Origin of the sequence: Halorientalis sp. LT38 (assembly GCF_037031225.1) — an archaeon.
In the GTDB taxonomy this organism is placed as follows: Archaea; Halobacteriota; Halobacteria; order Halobacteriales; family Haloarculaceae; genus Halorientalis; species Halorientalis halophila.
This window is the reverse complement of the sequence record NZ_JAYEZN010000001.1, coordinates 2,163,059-2,176,367: the sequence shown is the minus strand read 5'-3', so window position 1 is coordinate 2,176,367 and position 13,309 is coordinate 2,163,059. Positions and strand designations below refer to the sequence as shown.

Here is a 13,309-nt window from a genome sequence, read left to right as displayed (position 1 = left end):
CATGGCGACCGAGCGCGTGCTCCCGGACCTGAACGTACTCTCGATCCAGCTCGTCGAGGACCATCCCGGGCACTCGTACGTGGCGAACGAACTCGTCCCCACGCTTCGGGGACAGAACCAGTTGCTCATGTTCGGATACCTCCCGCTCCGGGTTCAGTGGGTCCTCGAGGACATGGGATTCGCGACGGTCGAGGCTCGGAACGCCGTCTCTTCGATACTCCAGTATCCGATGGAGTTCGTCGACGTCGACGGAGAGACGATCCGGACGGCCTACGAGATCAGTGCCGAGAAGAACCACGACGTGTACGACTGTTTCTATTTGGCACTCGCTCGCGAATCGGACGCCGATCAGCTGGTGACGACCGACGCGGACTTCGAGCGTTTGTGCGAGACCGAGCCCTTCGAGTACGTCAACCCGGTTCCAGGGGAGGTTCTCGAACGGTTCCACGAACACGGGACCTGACGGGACGGCGTCAGAGCCCTCACTCCTCGACCAGCCGAATCTCGTCGTCGCCCGTCGGCACGGCACAGAGGAAGGCCCCCTCTGCGTCGCCCTCGTTGCGGTACCAGTGGACGGCGCCGGCGGGGATGTGCAGCGAGTCACCCGCGGCGACCTGGTACTCCTCGTCGGCGTCGACGGCTTCGCCGTCTGCCAGAGGCGTCTCCGACGCCTCCCTGATTCCGACGGTGTACTCGCCCTGGAGGACGTACTGTTCGTGTTCGATCGCGTTCGTGTGTTTCGGGACTTCGCCGCCCGGGGCCAGCGTGAACCGGCGGATCGCGAGGTTCGGCGCGCCCTGGGCCTCGCCGATGAGGACGCCCTTCGCCAGACCGTCGGCCGCGTCGACCGACTCGTACTCGATGTCGTCGCCGCGGCGGATCAGCGGTTCCGTTGCGTCGTCGGTGTCGCTCATACCAGCCACTGAGCGCCACAGCCACAAAGCGACGGTGGTGGACCGGCCGGGCGGTGCCACTTCCAAAGAACGATACTTCCGTGGTCCCAACACGCGCCTATCGTGACGAATACGCAGGTCACTCTCATCCAGATCGACAACTACGGGCCCTGGACGGTCACGCCGACGCCGCGGCGGGAGGTCGACCTCCAGACGCTGCAGTCCCGGCTGTTCGCCGACGTCTCCCAGCTCGTCGGCAACCGCCAGGGGTACGCCTTCTTCGGTCGGTTCGACAACATGATCGCCGTGACCAACGGGCTGGACGTCGACGATCTGGCGCTGGTCCAGGAGTCGCTCGGCAACCGCTACCCCGTCACCGCGAGCATGAGCGTCGCGGTCGATTCCTCACCCGTCGCCGCGCTCGGCCGGGCCTCCGACCGCCTCCAGGAGGCCGGCAGCGCACAGGACGAGGGCCGCCGCGAGATACTCGCCGGCGAGACGCTCGCCGACGCGGATCGGGCGGACGGCGACGTCCAGATCGCCCACTTCGACGTCAACGACGTCACCGGCGAGTACACCGACGAGGTCAACGAGTTCGACACCTTCATCCACATCGAACAGGGCTACGCCGAGTTGATGCGCTACATGCGCCAGGCCCACGAGTCGCTCTCCTTCTTCGTCGGCGGCGACAACGTCATCGCCGTCTGCTCGGCCATGTCCGAGGCCGACTACCGCGACGCCATCGACCACGTCAACGACGCGGTCGACGTGGATCTCAAGGTCGGCGTCGGCCGATCGAGCGTCGCTCAGGCGGCCGGGATGGCCGCCAAACACGCCCTCGAGGTCTGCCGTGAGGACGGGACTGCAGTCGAGTTCGCGGAGCCGCCGGCCGCGACGGTAGAAGAGTAGCGGGAGACACGAGCTTCGTGAGTGTCTCCGAATGAGCGAGCGGCGGAGCCGCGAGCAGGGCGGCCGACCGGAGGGAGACCGCCGGATGAGCGAACGGGCGCATCGCGCCCGTGAGCAGCGGATCGCCGGGAGCGGAGCGACCGGCTCACTCCGTCTCGGCCGGCGGGTCCGGATCCGCATCCACTGCGTCGGCGAGCCACGCGGCCGCGGCGTCGACCTGCTCGGGGTCGTCCCCCGTCACCTTCAGGCGGTTGTGGCCGGCCTCGCGGTCGGGGTAACAGCCCACCGTCACGTCGAACTGCGCGCCCGCGTCGGTCAGCGCCTCGACGAGGTTGGCCTCCGGTTTCTCGGTGTAGAGGTACTCCGAGACCGACGCCCCCTCGAACTCGTCTTCGATCCCCTCGAACATGGTCTTCATCTCCGCGGGGATGCCGGGGAGGACGTAGACGTTCTCGATCACACACCCGGGGGCCAGCCCGCCGCGGTTGAGCAGCGGACGGCTGCCGGCCGGAATCGTCGCTTCGGCCTCGGCGTCGACGTCGAGGTCGGGGTAGTCGCCGGCGATGGCCGCGAGCGTCTCCTCGACGTCGGCCAGCGCCAGGTCGTCGACGGCCAACTCGCGGTCGAAGGCCTGCGCGACGGCCGCCATGGTCACGTCGTCGGGCGTCCCGCCGAGGCCGCCGGTGACGACGACGGCGTCGTAGGCGTCGCTGTACGCGCGCACCTGCTCGGCGATTGCCGCGCGCTCGTCGGGCACCACGAGCACGCGCCGGACCGACACGCCACGCTCGGCGAGGCGCGCGGCCAGCCACGACGCGTTCGTGTTCACCGTATCCCCCGCGAGCAACTCGTCTCCCACCGTGACCAGTGCCACCTGCACGCTCGACGAGACGTGGTCGCCCCCATTAGAGGTATCGGGCCGAGACAGTCCAGACCGTGAACAGTGCTCACGTGACCCTACCGGATCACCCGGCCGGCCACAGTCCGGACGTCCGCAAGGGTTCGACAGTCAGATCCGTCGGACTTACCCCGGGGTTCCGCGCAGTGGCCGGTTCATAACTACGACTGAGGAGGTCGTCTGTAGCGGTATGGCCTCAGAGAGTCCAGAGACAAGCAGTGAGCACCGACTGGGCGTCGACATCGGCACCTATCACGAATTCGTCGAGTGGGTCGGCGAAGAACCCGAGGAAGCGAAGATGGAGTACCGCGCCCGCGGCGTCGGCGAGGACGTCGTCGGACGGACGACAGCGACAATCGGCGAGTGGGAACTCGGCGGCGAGGAGATGGGACAGGACCGCCAGCACGAACTGCACTACGGCGTCCCCGAAGAGATCGAGGAGGCGGTGGGGAGCACCGATCCCACGGACCGCATCGAGGCCGTCGAGACGGCGCTGTCTGCGGTGACGGCCTGTATCAACGGCACGATCCAGTTCAACGCCCTCCGGGAGGGCATGGACGTCCACGAGATCGAGACCAGCGTCTCCATCTCGTTCGATCCGCAGGTCCTGTTCGGCCACGCTGACGCCGACGTGGCGACCGAGATGCTGGGCGAGCCCCAGATCGACGTCGAGATCCACGGCGACGACCTCGACGACGCCGACCGCGAGAAACTGGCCGAGTACTACCGGCGCTCGCCGGTGTACGACATGCTGACCAGCCCGCACCCGACCGAACCCTCGGTCACCGTCCACGGCGACTGAGACCGGGACGGGACCGAGACGATTCTTCCTCCGATGGCACCCGAGACCCAACCCCGACACGAGGCACCGACTGACGACCAGCTCACGGCGTTCAGTGCCCAGGTCCGCGGCGACGTACTCACACCCGAGAGCGACGGCTACGACGAGGCGCGGGCGGTCTGGAACGCGACCATCGACCGCCGACCGGCCGTGATCGTGCGCTGCACCGGAACGGCCGACGTGGTCGCGGCGCTCGCGTTCGCCCGCGAGACCGACCTCCCGGTCGCGGTCCGCGGCGGCGGCCACAACGTCGCCGGCAGGGCCCTCGTGGACGACGGCCTCGTGATCGACTGCTCGCCGATGAACGGCGTCACCGTGGACCGGCACGAGCGCACGGTCTCGGTCGGCGCCGGCGCGACGCTCGGCGACGTGGACCACGAAACCCAGCTGTTCGGCCTCGCGACGCCGCTGGGCGCGGTCTCGGAGACCGGCGTCGCCGGGCTTACCCTCAACGGGGGGTATGGCCACCTGTCCCGCGAGTACGGCCTGGCCGCCGACAACCTCCGGTCGGTCGAGATCGTCACCGTCGACGGCGAGGTCCACACCGCGAGCGCCGACGAGAACCCGGACCTGTTCTGGGCGGTCCGCGGCGGCGGGGGTGCCCTCGGCGTCGTCACGCGCTTCGAGTTCGAGCTTTACGACGTGGGTCCCGAGGTCGACGCGCTGTTCGTCTGGTTCCCCGGCTCCGAGATCACCGCCGTCTTCGAGCGGTTCCGGGAGTGGGCCGCCGACGCGCCGCGGTCCGCGGGCGTCCTCCCCTTCACCGCCCACGTCCCGGACCTCGAGGAGTTCCCCGAAGAGCGCTGGGGCGAGTCGGCCGTCGCGCTCCTCGGCTCGTACCGCGGCGACGACGGGTCCCCGACGGCCGACGAGGTGTTCGAACCCCTCCTGTCGGTCGCCGAACCCATCGCCGACTTCAGCGGGCCGATGGCCTACGAGGGCCTGCAGTCGATGCTCGACGAGGACTACCCCGACGGGCTGCGCTACTACTGGAAGTCGACGTACCTCACCGACCTCACCGACGAAGTGATCGACGTCGTGGCCGAGCACACCGAGTCCGCGCCCTCACCGCTCTCGACGATCGACGTGTGGCACCTCGGCGGCGCGGTCGCCGACGTGCCGCGCGAGGCGACGGCCTTCTGGCACCGGGACAAACCGTTCATGTGCAACTTCGAGGCCAACTGGGAGGACCCCGAGGACGACGACGCGAACGTCGACTGGGCGCGGGACGGGATGGACGCCGTCACGGCGCTCGAGGAAGCGGCCGGCCGCTACGGCAACTTCCCCGGATTCGACGAAGACCCCGCCCGCCTGACCTTCGGCGGGAACTACGACCGACTGCGCGAACTGAAGACCACCTACGATCCGGAGAACCGACTTCGGGGGCCCGTGACGCCAGCGGACTAGATCAGGACCCGACCGATCAGCGGGACCAGCCGGTCGTTGAGCAGCGATCCCTGGCGGTCGATGGCGGCCCCAGCGAGCGAGCCGGCGACGCCGACCGACCGGGTCGCCGCGAACAGCGGGAGCGACGCCAGCGACGCTACCGGGACGTCGCCCTTCGCGTGACTCAGTGGGCGATACTGCGGGTTGACCCGATCGAGCGACACCGTCCAGCGGTCCCGGAACTCGCGGATCTGGAGGTGTTCGCCCGGTCTGTCCTCCCGGTAGACCCGGACCGCGCCGCCGTGGATCGACCACGGGAAGTTCGAGTGCAGCAACTCGACCGATTGCGGCAGCCCCGGTTCGGCCGCCTTCGGGACGACGATCCGGCTCTGGTGATCCAGCCGTCGCGCCCGAACCAGCGCTTCGTCCCACCCCGCGGCCTCGTACTCCTCGACCATGGTCTCAGTTCGGTGCCGGTGAAATTAAAACGTGCTATCGCGAGTCGCCGTCCCGCCGGGGCCGCCCGACCGCCCGAGCCGAATTTCGGATCGCCGGAACCCCATAAATCATGTGGCCGGTGTGCCGGGTCGGAAACCGTCCGTCCGGTGCTTTATCGGGCCTGTTCGTAGCCGGTGACGGAACATGTCAGACGTATTTGCAGGCTGGACCAGACGGCGCGCCCTCCTGGGCGTCGTCGGACTGGTGTTCGTGACGGCCGGGTGCCTCGGGACACCGGGGACCGAGGTCGACGATCCCGACGCCGTCGCGAACCAGGTGGAATCGCGCTACGAGAACCTGGAGGGGTTCCAGGCCACGATGGTCCGGACCCTCGAGACCGGCGACGAGACCGCAACGGCGAGAGCGACGGTCACCTTCGACAAGGGCGACCGCCTCCGGATCGCCTACCACACCGGGCCGAAGGCCGGCGAGGTCACCGTGATCGACGACCCCTCGCCCGCCCGCGTGCTCGGCGGTGACGCCGTCGGAAGCTCCGAATCTGACGCCTCGGCCGTCTACGGCACCCTTGCGGGCGATCTGGTCCGCGAGAACGAGGTCGTCTTCGAGGGCACGGAGACGATCCGCGACCGGCGGACCGCCGTCTTCTCGATCACGCCGCCGACCGACGGCGACGCCAGCGAGACGCGGCCCGAACGGCGGGTCTGGATCGACGCCGAGCACGTCGTCCCGCTCCGTATCGAGTCGAACTGGACCGCCGACGGCGAGCCCGTCTCCGAGACGATCCGCTTCGAGAACGTCTCGCTGGGCGTTCCCGAGAAGAGGGGCGAATCCGCCCCGGCCCCCGGAGGTGCGATCGCATGAGAGACCGTTCGACCGGCCGGCTCGATCGGTTCGGCGGCCCGGTTCTCGTGTTCGGCGTCGTCGGCCTCGTCGTCGCCGCTGCCCTCGTCCCGTACGCCTGGGGCGCGTCGACCGACGCCGACGGCACCGTCGCCGTCGTGGAGGTCCACGGCACGATCGACGGCGACACCGCCTCGGCGGCCATCGACGACCTCCGCGAGGCGCGCCAGAACGACTCGATCCAGGCCGTCACGCTCGACGTCAACAGCGGCGGCGGGCTGGCCTCCGTCAGCGAACAGCTCTACCTCGCGGTCAAACGGACCAGCGAGGAGATGCCGGTCACGGTCGCGGTCACCGGGATGGCGGCCTCCGGCGCCTACTACGCGAGCGTTCCGGCGGACGACATCTACGTGACCCCGGCGAGCACCGTCGGCAGCGTGGGCGTCCGCGCGATCGTCCCCAGCGGCGGATCGCCGGACAACCAGATCACGACCGGCCCCGACAAGGCCACGGGCTCCACCCGGGGCGAAGCCCGTCGGCAGGTCGAGACGCTCCGGCGCGCCTTCGTCGACAGCGTCGTCGAAGAGCGCGGCGACCGCCTGAACCTCTCGGCCTCGGAACTGTCCTACGCGAAGGTCTACTCCGGCACGCACGGCGTCGGCAACGGGCTCGCCGACGAGGTGGGCGGCCTCGACACCGCCGTGAGCGCCGCGGCCGACGATGCTGGCCTCTCGGACTACGACACCGTGCGCATGGAATCGCCGACGCAGAGCTCGCTGGGGCTGCTCGGGCTCGACGGCTCCGACGGCGGTTCCACCCCGCGAACCACCGTCCAGTCGACCCAGTACCTCATGGTCCACGGGCAACTGGACGTCGCCGGCGGCAACGCAACGGAGGTGAGCGCCGATGTCGCGAACTGACCTCCTGAAAGGCGTCGGCGCGTTCGCCCTCGTGGTCGTGGTCGTACTCGCGGCCACGGCTGCCACGGGCGTGCTGCTCTCGGGCTCCCCGCAGTCCAGCGACGTCGACGCCCCGGCCTACGACGCCGACCTCCGACCGACTGCCGTCGACGACGACGGCAGCGTGGCGGCCCCCGACGGCGGCGAGACGAAGACCGTCGTCGTCGACCAGAGCCACGGTAACGGGGTCGGCGAGCGCGACCTGGAGCCGCTCGTCGACGCCCTGATCGAAGCCGGCCACGACGTCCGGTTCTACACCGGCGGCGACTCGAGCGGCGGCTTCGGCGGCGGGATGTCGAGCGGAGGGGGCGGCCTGAACGCCACCCTGCAGTCGGCCGACGCCTTGGTCGTCGCGAACCCGGCCAGCGAGTACACCGACAGCGAGATCGACGGGATCGCGGCCTTCGCCGACGCCGGCGGCCGCCTCCTCCTGCTGGCCGATCCGGTCCCGCCGTCCGCCGGCGGGCAGTCCCTGCCGATCGACGTCCCCGCCGGCGTCCAGTCCGGTAGCGCCGCGACGCCCGGACAGCCGACGAACCTCGCCGCCCGCTTCGGGATCGCCTTCGGCGCCGGCTACCTCTACGACATGGCGGACAACGCCAACAACTTCCAGCGCGTCTACGCCCGGCCCGCCGGTGACGGCGACCTCACCGCCGGCGTCGACCGACTGGTGCTCGACGAGGCCGCACCGATCACGACCGACGACGACGCGACCGCAATCGCGGAGAGCGCCGACGTCCGCCGCTCCGAGACGCGCCGCGCCGGCACCTACGCCGTCGCCGCCCGGACCGGCGGCGTCGCCGCCGTCGGCAACACGGACTTCCTCTCCCCGTCCAGCGCGACCGTCGCCGACAACGAGGCGTTCGTCGGCAACCTCGCCGCGTTCCTCGTGAACGGCGACAAGCGACCCGGCGTGCCCGAGTCGAGCGGCGGAACCGACGGCCCCGGCGGGATCACCGATCCCTCGCAGCCCGGCTCGACGCCCACGTTCCCGGGCAACGGCACCTCGCCGCTCCCCGGCAACGGCACCAGTCCGTAACTACCCTCGCGCCGGCGCTTCGTATCGTCGTTCGGCCGCCCGATACTCGTTTCCGATCCGGCCCGCGTCCCCCGGCAGCGACGTGTGCGGCCCGTTCCGCGTTCCGAAGGGGACGAACGATCGAAGTATCGTCTCGGGAATCAGCCCGAAATCCGCTTTCCGGTGGCACTCGACACACAGCGACACCACGTTCTCCTTGAAGTGCGCGTCGGCTCTCGTGAATCCCCTCGCCTCGGCGAACACCCTGACCGGGACGATGTGGTGGACGTCCGGATTCCGCCCGATCTCTTCCTTCGTCTTCCCGCAGTGCGTACACTCGTAGCCGTCCCGTTCGAGCGCCTTCTTCCGGATCCGGTTCCAGCCCTTGCCGTAGTTCCCGGTGTCCCCACCCTCCCAGTTGGGGTGGCCGTCGCCCGTGAATTCCTCGGAGAGCCACTCGTACTGGCAGTCGTCGCTGCAGAGGGTGGCTTCGCCAGTAATGTTCCACGGGTATCGTTCGACCGTCTCGCCGCACCGGTCACATTCCAACTCTCTCTTGCCGCCGTTCCAGCGAGGGTTCTTTTCGCCCTCTATGTCCCGTTTGTGTCGCCATTGTTCTGATTCGACACAGTCGGCGCAGTACAGCCCCTCCTTATCCGACGGATAGTACTCGAAGGAGGTGCCACAGATCTCGCAGGTGGTTTCGGTCATCCCTCCGTCGTAGTTCGGATTGTTCTCGCCCTCGTACGAAACCGCAGAATCTCGGCAATCCTCGGAACAGTACCGCTTCTCGTGTTTACAGTGGAACGCCGTTCCACACTCGGCACACTCCCTGTTCGGTAGCTTCTCGTCGTGTGCGTGGCTATGATGGACAGCGAGCCCACGGCGACTATCGAACACCCTACCACAGGTCGGACATCCCTCTTCCGGCATGGCCTGTTCTTACACACGACCGGGACTTTATTCCGAGCCGCACGCGGTGAAAGTGGAGCTGAAGACAGTCGTTGCTACGGCGTTGTTTGTAATGAAAGATAATTCAGGTCCAGGCGCGGGAATCGAACCCGCTTCGTAGCCACCACAAGGCTACAGGATACCAGTACCCCAGCCCGGACACGCGCAACAGGAAACAATAGGCCACCTGCACCTGAAATACGTTACGACTCCGGGAACGCCCTGCAACGCCGTGACAGGGCGGCTTACTCGGCGACGAACCGACCGTCGACGAGTCTGGGGACCACGTCGCTCGTGTTGAACGCACAGAGGTCCTCGACCTCGTTCTCGAAGCCTAAGTTTTGAAGCCACTCGGCGGTGCCGCTCTCGCGGACCTGCGCGGCCAGGTCGGCCGGGTCGAAGTCGGTGGACCCGTCCTCGTAACAGCGGCGGATCAACTCGACGCCGGCGGAGTCCTCGGGCGTCGGGTCGCCCTGCCGGCCGGCGGCGACCAGCCAGACGTCCCGGTCGCGCTCACGCAGGTGGGCGGCGACCGCGGCGGCGTTGACGGTGCTGCCGATCAGCACGTCGGCGCCGTGGCCGATCCGGGAGACTGCGCGGGTGCCGTTCGAGGTGAGGATGCCGACCGGGCGGTCTGCGAACTCCCGCTGGGCGATCAGGGAGGGGAGCGGCGAGCAGTCGAAGCCGTCGACGGGCTGGCCGCCCTGCTCGCCGACGAGGACGGCGTCCTCGGTGTCGGCCGCGAACGCGCGTGCCTCGTCGGCGTCGGCGAAGGGGCGGACGTAGCTGGCGCCCGCCTCCAGCAGGCGCACGATGCTGGTCGAGGAGATGATGACGTCGACGACGACGAACGTGGCGTCGGGGCTCGGATCGGGCACGTCCTCCAGCCGGTCGACGGTGTGGACGGTCATCAGAGGGGACGCTCGCCCTCGATGATCTCGACGGCGTGATCGGCCATGGTCGGGACGCCGTCTTCCATCATCTGGTAGAGGGTGTTGTCGCTGTTGCCCATCAGGTAGCGGGCGAAGAACATCTCGCCCAGCGCGGCCATCTTGTAGACCGCGAGCACGCGGTAGAAGCGCTGGTGCTCGACGGTGACGCCCGTCTGCTTCTCGTAGCGTGTGACGAGTTCCCCCCGGGTCAGGTAGTCCTCGTTCGCGGTGAAGGAGGGCGCCATCGTCTGCATCAGCGGTGTGAGGTCGTCCTCGGGGTCGGGCCAGAAGAAGAGCAGCCAGCCGAGATCACAGAGGGGGTCGCCCAGGGTGGACATCTCCCAGTCGAGGACGCCGCCGATCTCCGGGGGCGTGCCCGGCCGGAAGATGACGTTGTCGAGTTTGTAGTCGCCGTGGACCAGCGCGTGGGCGGACTCCTCGGGGACGTTGTCGTCGAGCCAGTCGCCGATGCGGTGGATTGCCGGCACCTCGCGCTCGGCTGTGGTCTCCTCGAAGGCCCACTCGAACTGCTCGGTCCAGCGGTCGACCTGGCGCTGGGCGAACCCTTCGGGGTTGCCGAAGTCGGCGAGTCCCACGGCTTCGACGTCGACGGTGTGGATGGCCGCGAGGGTGTCGACCATCTCCTCGCCCACCCGTCGGCGCGAGTCGGCGTCGCCGAAGCGGTCGAGTTCGACGAACCGCATCACGTCGCCTTCTAACCTCTGCATCACGTAGAACGGACAGCCCATGATATCGGGGTCTTCGCTCTCGGCGACGGTCGCCGGGACGGGCACGTCGGTGTCCTGCAGCGCGTGAACGACCTCGTACTCCCGGAGGACGTCGTGGGCGGTGTCGGCGGTCTCGCCCGGCGGGGGTCGGCGGACGACCAGGTCGCGGTCGCCCCAGGTGACGAACAGCGTCTCGTTGGAGAAGCCCTGGTCGTGTCGTTCGACGTCGAAGGCGTCGGTCTCGCCGAGTCGGTCCGCGAGAAAGGCCCGGAGCCGGTCGCGGTCGACGAGATCGGCTTCGTCTGGCATTGCCAGCGAGTTACATGGACTGTAGTAAAGGAGTTGTCATCCAGCCGGGAGTATCCGGGGGGATTACAATGGTCTGCGTTGAGCGGCAGTACAACTAAACGCCCCGTTTCGGACTGCTATGATATGGATCTCAGTTACCAGGATTCCGAGCGAGCGCGTGAAGTCGCCGAGCGAACCCGCGCGTTCGTCGACGAGGAGGTGCTGCCCAGAGAGCGGGAGCTGCTCGGGCAGCGCGACGCCGCCAGCGATTCGGACCGACAGGAAGCGGGCCGGGAACTGATCGAAGAGTTGCGGGAGATCGCCCGCGAACGGGAGGTGTTCGGGCCCCAGATCCCCGAGAAGTACGGCGGCCTCGGCCTCGACTTCGCGGACCTGCTGCCCGTCTTCGAGCAGGCCGGTCGTTCCATCTTCGCGATGGGTGCGATGCACGTCGCCGCCCCCGACGAGGGCAACATGGAGATTCTCGAAGAAGCGGGCACGGAGGCACAGAAAGAGGAGTACCTCCGACCGCTGGTCGAGGGCGAGGTCTCCTCGGGCTTCTCGATGACCGAGCCGATGGACGGCTGTGGCTCCGACGCGAAACAGATCAACACGAAAGCGGAGAAGGACGGCGACGAGTGGGTCATCGACGGCCACAAGTGGTGGACGAGCTTCGGACAGGGGGGTGCACCGGACTTCCTGATCGTCGTCGCCCGGACCAACGAGGACGTCCACCCATACGTCGGTACCTCGGCGTTCATCGTCGACGCCGACGCGGACGGCGTCGAGTACGTCCGGGACATCCCCCACATGGGCGAGTCCGGCATGGGCCACGCCGAGATCGTCTACGACGGCGTCCGGGTCCCCGAGGAGAACATGCTCGGCCCGGAAGACGGCGGGCTCGCCATCGCCCAGCAGCGCCTCGGCAAAGCGCGCCTGACCCACTGCATGCGCTTTATGGGGATGGCCGACCGCTCGCTCGACATCGCCAAGGCCTACATGGACGAGCGGTCGGCCTACGGCGACAAACTGAGCGAGAAGCAAGCACTTCGATTCGATATCTCGGAGGCCCACGTGCGCCTGCACGCCGCCCGGACGATGGTGCGCCACGCCGCCCGGACCATCCAGGCCGAGGGGACGGCCGACACCGAGGTCTCGATGTCGAAGGTGTTCGCCGCCCGGACTGTGCAGGACATCGTCGACACCTGCGTGCAGGTCTGTGGCGGCAACGGCATCGGCAAGGACCTGCCGCTCGCCGACTTCTACGAGAACGTCCGCTGTTTCCGCATCGTCGACGGGGCCGACGAGGCCCACATGCGCTCGATCGCCAAGCGCGCCTTCGACGACGACGAGATCGTGCCCGAAGAACTGGAGTACGTCACACGGTTCGGGGAGGCGCGGCGATGAGCACGCTCGACCGCTTCCGACTGGACGACGAGGTCGTCCTCGTGACGGGTGCGGCCTCGGGCATCGGCAAGGCCATCGCCGAGGCGTGTGCCGACGCCGGCGCGCGACTCGCGCTCGCTGACAAGGACGAACCGGGCCTCGACGAGGTGGCCGCCGACCTCGACGCCGAGACGCTCGCCCTCCGGGTGGACGTCTCCGAGTACGAGGAAGTCGTCGCGATGGTCGAGGAGACCGTCGACCAATTCGGCCGGCTCGACGTCGCCTTCGCCAACGCCGGCATCGGCCGACTCGGCGCGCCCATCGACAGCTACGACGTCGAGCAGTGGGAGCAGGTCATGGACGTCAACCTCGACGGCGTCTTCTACACGATCCGCGAGGCCGCCGTGGCGATGGAAGAGGGCGGCCGCATCGTCACGACCGCCTCGGTTCTCAGCCAGGTGGCCTCCGACTTCCCCGGCGTCGCCGCCTACGTCGCCTCGAAGGGCGGGGTCGCCCAGCTCACGAAGCAGGCCGCCGCCGACCTCGGGCAACAGGGCATCCGCGTCAACGCAATCGCCCCCGGCTGGACCCACACCGGCATCGGCGGCGGCGCCTTCCGCAAGGACTCGGGCATGGACCACCTCCACGAGCAGATGGAGGAGGAGACCCTTCTCGGGCGACTCGGCGAACCGGACGACCTGAAAGGGATCGCACTGTTCCTCGCCAGCGAGGCCTCCGCCTACTGCACCGGGAGCGTGATGACCGTCGACGGCGGCTGGACGACGACGTAGGGGTGAGTCCGGATCCGGTATTTTCCGGGC

15 protein-coding genes are annotated in these 13,309 nt (G+C 68.5%); 9 read left to right on the top strand and 6 right to left on the bottom strand.

Annotation, left to right across the window (positions count from 1 at the left end):
- The first annotated feature begins 1 nt into the window (after position 1).
- A complete protein-coding gene (locus U5918_RS11150; RefSeq protein ID WP_336001433.1) occupies positions 2-463 on the top strand; it encodes a type II toxin-antitoxin system VapC family toxin in 462 nt (153 codons plus the stop codon).
- A 19-nt stretch (positions 464-482) separates the two neighbouring features.
- Here U5918_RS11150 and U5918_RS11145 read toward each other — a convergent pair whose 3' ends face one another.
- Positions 483-914, bottom strand: coding sequence for a cupin domain-containing protein (locus U5918_RS11145; protein WP_336001432.1), 432 nt, complete (start codon positions 912-914; stop codon positions 483-485).
- Positions 915-1,016: 102 nt separating this feature from the next.
- On the opposite strand from U5918_RS11145, the gene U5918_RS11140 reads away from it, so the two are divergent.
- Complete coding sequence (locus U5918_RS11140) at positions 1,017-1,802, top strand: GTP cyclohydrolase III (RefSeq protein WP_336001431.1); 786 nt, start codon at positions 1,017-1,019, stop codon at positions 1,800-1,802.
- Between the two features lie 145 nt (positions 1,803-1,947).
- Here U5918_RS11140 and U5918_RS11135 read toward each other — a convergent pair whose 3' ends face one another.
- Positions 1,948-2,682, bottom strand: a complete 735-nt coding sequence (locus U5918_RS11135) for a competence/damage-inducible protein A (RefSeq protein ID WP_336001430.1) — start codon at positions 2,680-2,682, stop codon at positions 1,948-1,950.
- Positions 2,683-2,890: 208 nt separating this feature from the next.
- Here U5918_RS11135 and U5918_RS11130 point away from each other — a divergent pair, with 208 nt between their 5' ends.
- Positions 2,891-3,502 (top strand): OsmC family protein, encoded by a 612-nt coding sequence (locus tag U5918_RS11130; RefSeq protein ID WP_336001429.1) that lies wholly within the window; start codon positions 2,891-2,893, stop codon positions 3,500-3,502.
- 33 nt (positions 3,503-3,535) lie between these two features.
- Entirely contained in the window at positions 3,536-4,948 is a 1,413-nt protein-coding gene (locus U5918_RS11125; RefSeq protein WP_336001428.1) for an FAD-binding oxidoreductase, read from the top strand.
- Here the strand turns inward: U5918_RS11125 and U5918_RS11120 are convergent.
- Positions 4,945-5,385: a hypothetical protein gene (locus U5918_RS11120; RefSeq protein ID WP_336001427.1), complete on the bottom strand. Its 441-nt coding sequence runs from the start codon at positions 5,383-5,385 to the stop codon at positions 4,945-4,947. The two genes, U5918_RS11125 and U5918_RS11120, sit on opposite strands and share 4 nt — an antisense overlap.
- Before the next feature lie 184 nt (positions 5,386-5,569).
- Between U5918_RS11120 and U5918_RS11115 the strand changes: the two genes are divergently transcribed.
- The 3 genes from U5918_RS11115 to U5918_RS11105 are packed head-to-tail and all read left to right on the top strand — an operon-like array spanning position 5,570 to position 8,224.
- Complete coding sequence (locus tag U5918_RS11115) at positions 5,570-6,247, top strand: LolA family protein (RefSeq protein ID WP_336001426.1); 678 nt, start codon at positions 5,570-5,572, stop codon at positions 6,245-6,247.
- Entirely contained in the window at positions 6,244-7,146 is a 903-nt protein-coding gene (locus U5918_RS11110) for a S49 family peptidase (RefSeq protein WP_336001425.1), read from the top strand. Before U5918_RS11115 ends, U5918_RS11110 begins: the two co-directional genes overlap by 4 nt.
- A complete protein-coding gene (locus U5918_RS11105; RefSeq protein WP_336001424.1) occupies positions 7,133-8,224 on the top strand; it encodes a hypothetical protein in 1,092 nt (363 codons plus the stop codon). The genes U5918_RS11110 and U5918_RS11105 overlap by 14 nt, the downstream gene beginning before the upstream one ends.
- Here the strand turns inward: U5918_RS11105 and U5918_RS11100 are convergent, their stop codons facing one another.
- The 3 genes from U5918_RS11100 to U5918_RS11090 form a co-directional block, all read right to left on the bottom strand.
- On the bottom strand, positions 8,225-9,136 hold the full coding sequence (locus U5918_RS11100; RefSeq protein WP_336001423.1) for an HNH endonuclease: 912 nt from the start codon (positions 9,134-9,136) through the stop codon (positions 8,225-8,227). It abuts the gene before it with no gap.
- A 263-nt stretch (positions 9,137-9,399) separates the two neighbouring features.
- Complete coding sequence (locus U5918_RS11095) at positions 9,400-10,065, bottom strand: 2-phosphosulfolactate phosphatase (RefSeq protein ID WP_336001422.1); 666 nt, start codon at positions 10,063-10,065, stop codon at positions 9,400-9,402.
- Positions 10,065-11,123 (bottom strand): phosphotransferase family protein, encoded by a 1,059-nt coding sequence (locus tag U5918_RS11090; protein WP_336001421.1) that lies wholly within the window; start codon positions 11,121-11,123, stop codon positions 10,065-10,067. Before U5918_RS11090 ends, U5918_RS11095 begins: the two co-directional genes overlap by 1 nt.
- A 123-nt stretch (positions 11,124-11,246) precedes the next feature.
- On the opposite strand from U5918_RS11090, the gene U5918_RS11085 reads away from it, so the two are divergent.
- Together U5918_RS11085 and U5918_RS11080 are read left to right on the top strand one after the other, a co-directional pair.
- Entirely contained in the window at positions 11,247-12,509 is a 1,263-nt protein-coding gene (locus U5918_RS11085; protein WP_336001420.1) for an acyl-CoA dehydrogenase family protein, read from the top strand.
- Positions 12,506-13,279, top strand: a complete 774-nt coding sequence (locus tag U5918_RS11080) for an SDR family NAD(P)-dependent oxidoreductase (RefSeq protein ID WP_336001419.1) — start codon at positions 12,506-12,508, stop codon at positions 13,277-13,279. The genes U5918_RS11085 and U5918_RS11080 overlap by 4 nt, the downstream gene beginning before the upstream one ends.
- Positions 13,280-13,309: the final 30 nt, after the last annotated feature.

What these genes read in the sequence shown, in the direction of transcription:
- U5918_RS11150 (WP_336001433.1), top strand. Translation starts at nt 2, where the DNA reads ATGGCGACCGAGCGCGTGCTCCCGGACCTGAACGTACTCTCGATCCAG.
- U5918_RS11145 (WP_336001432.1), bottom strand. Translation starts at nt 914, where the DNA reads ATGAGCGACACCGACGACGCAACGGAACCGCTGATCCGCCGCGGCGAC.
- U5918_RS11130 (WP_336001429.1), top strand. Translation starts at nt 2,891, where the DNA reads ATGGCCTCAGAGAGTCCAGAGACAAGCAGTGAGCACCGACTGGGCGTC.
- U5918_RS11125 (WP_336001428.1), top strand. Translation starts at nt 3,536, where the DNA reads ATGGCACCCGAGACCCAACCCCGACACGAGGCACCGACTGACGACCAG.
- U5918_RS11120 (WP_336001427.1), bottom strand. Translation starts at nt 5,385, where the DNA reads ATGGTCGAGGAGTACGAGGCCGCGGGGTGGGACGAAGCGCTGGTTCGG.
- U5918_RS11115 (WP_336001426.1), top strand. Translation starts at nt 5,570, where the DNA reads ATGTCAGACGTATTTGCAGGCTGGACCAGACGGCGCGCCCTCCTGGGC.
- U5918_RS11110 (WP_336001425.1), top strand. Translation starts at nt 6,244, where the DNA reads ATGAGAGACCGTTCGACCGGCCGGCTCGATCGGTTCGGCGGCCCGGTT.
- U5918_RS11105 (WP_336001424.1), top strand. Translation starts at nt 7,133, where the DNA reads ATGTCGCGAACTGACCTCCTGAAAGGCGTCGGCGCGTTCGCCCTCGTG.
- U5918_RS11100 (WP_336001423.1), bottom strand. Translation starts at nt 9,136, where the DNA reads ATGCCGGAAGAGGGATGTCCGACCTGTGGTAGGGTGTTCGATAGTCGC.
- U5918_RS11095 (WP_336001422.1), bottom strand. Translation starts at nt 10,065, where the DNA reads ATGACCGTCCACACCGTCGACCGGCTGGAGGACGTGCCCGATCCGAGC.
- U5918_RS11090 (WP_336001421.1), bottom strand. Translation starts at nt 11,123, where the DNA reads ATGCCAGACGAAGCCGATCTCGTCGACCGCGACCGGCTCCGGGCCTTT.
- U5918_RS11085 (WP_336001420.1), top strand. Translation starts at nt 11,247, where the DNA reads ATGGATCTCAGTTACCAGGATTCCGAGCGAGCGCGTGAAGTCGCCGAG.
- U5918_RS11080 (WP_336001419.1), top strand. Translation starts at nt 12,506, where the DNA reads ATGAGCACGCTCGACCGCTTCCGACTGGACGACGAGGTCGTCCTCGTG.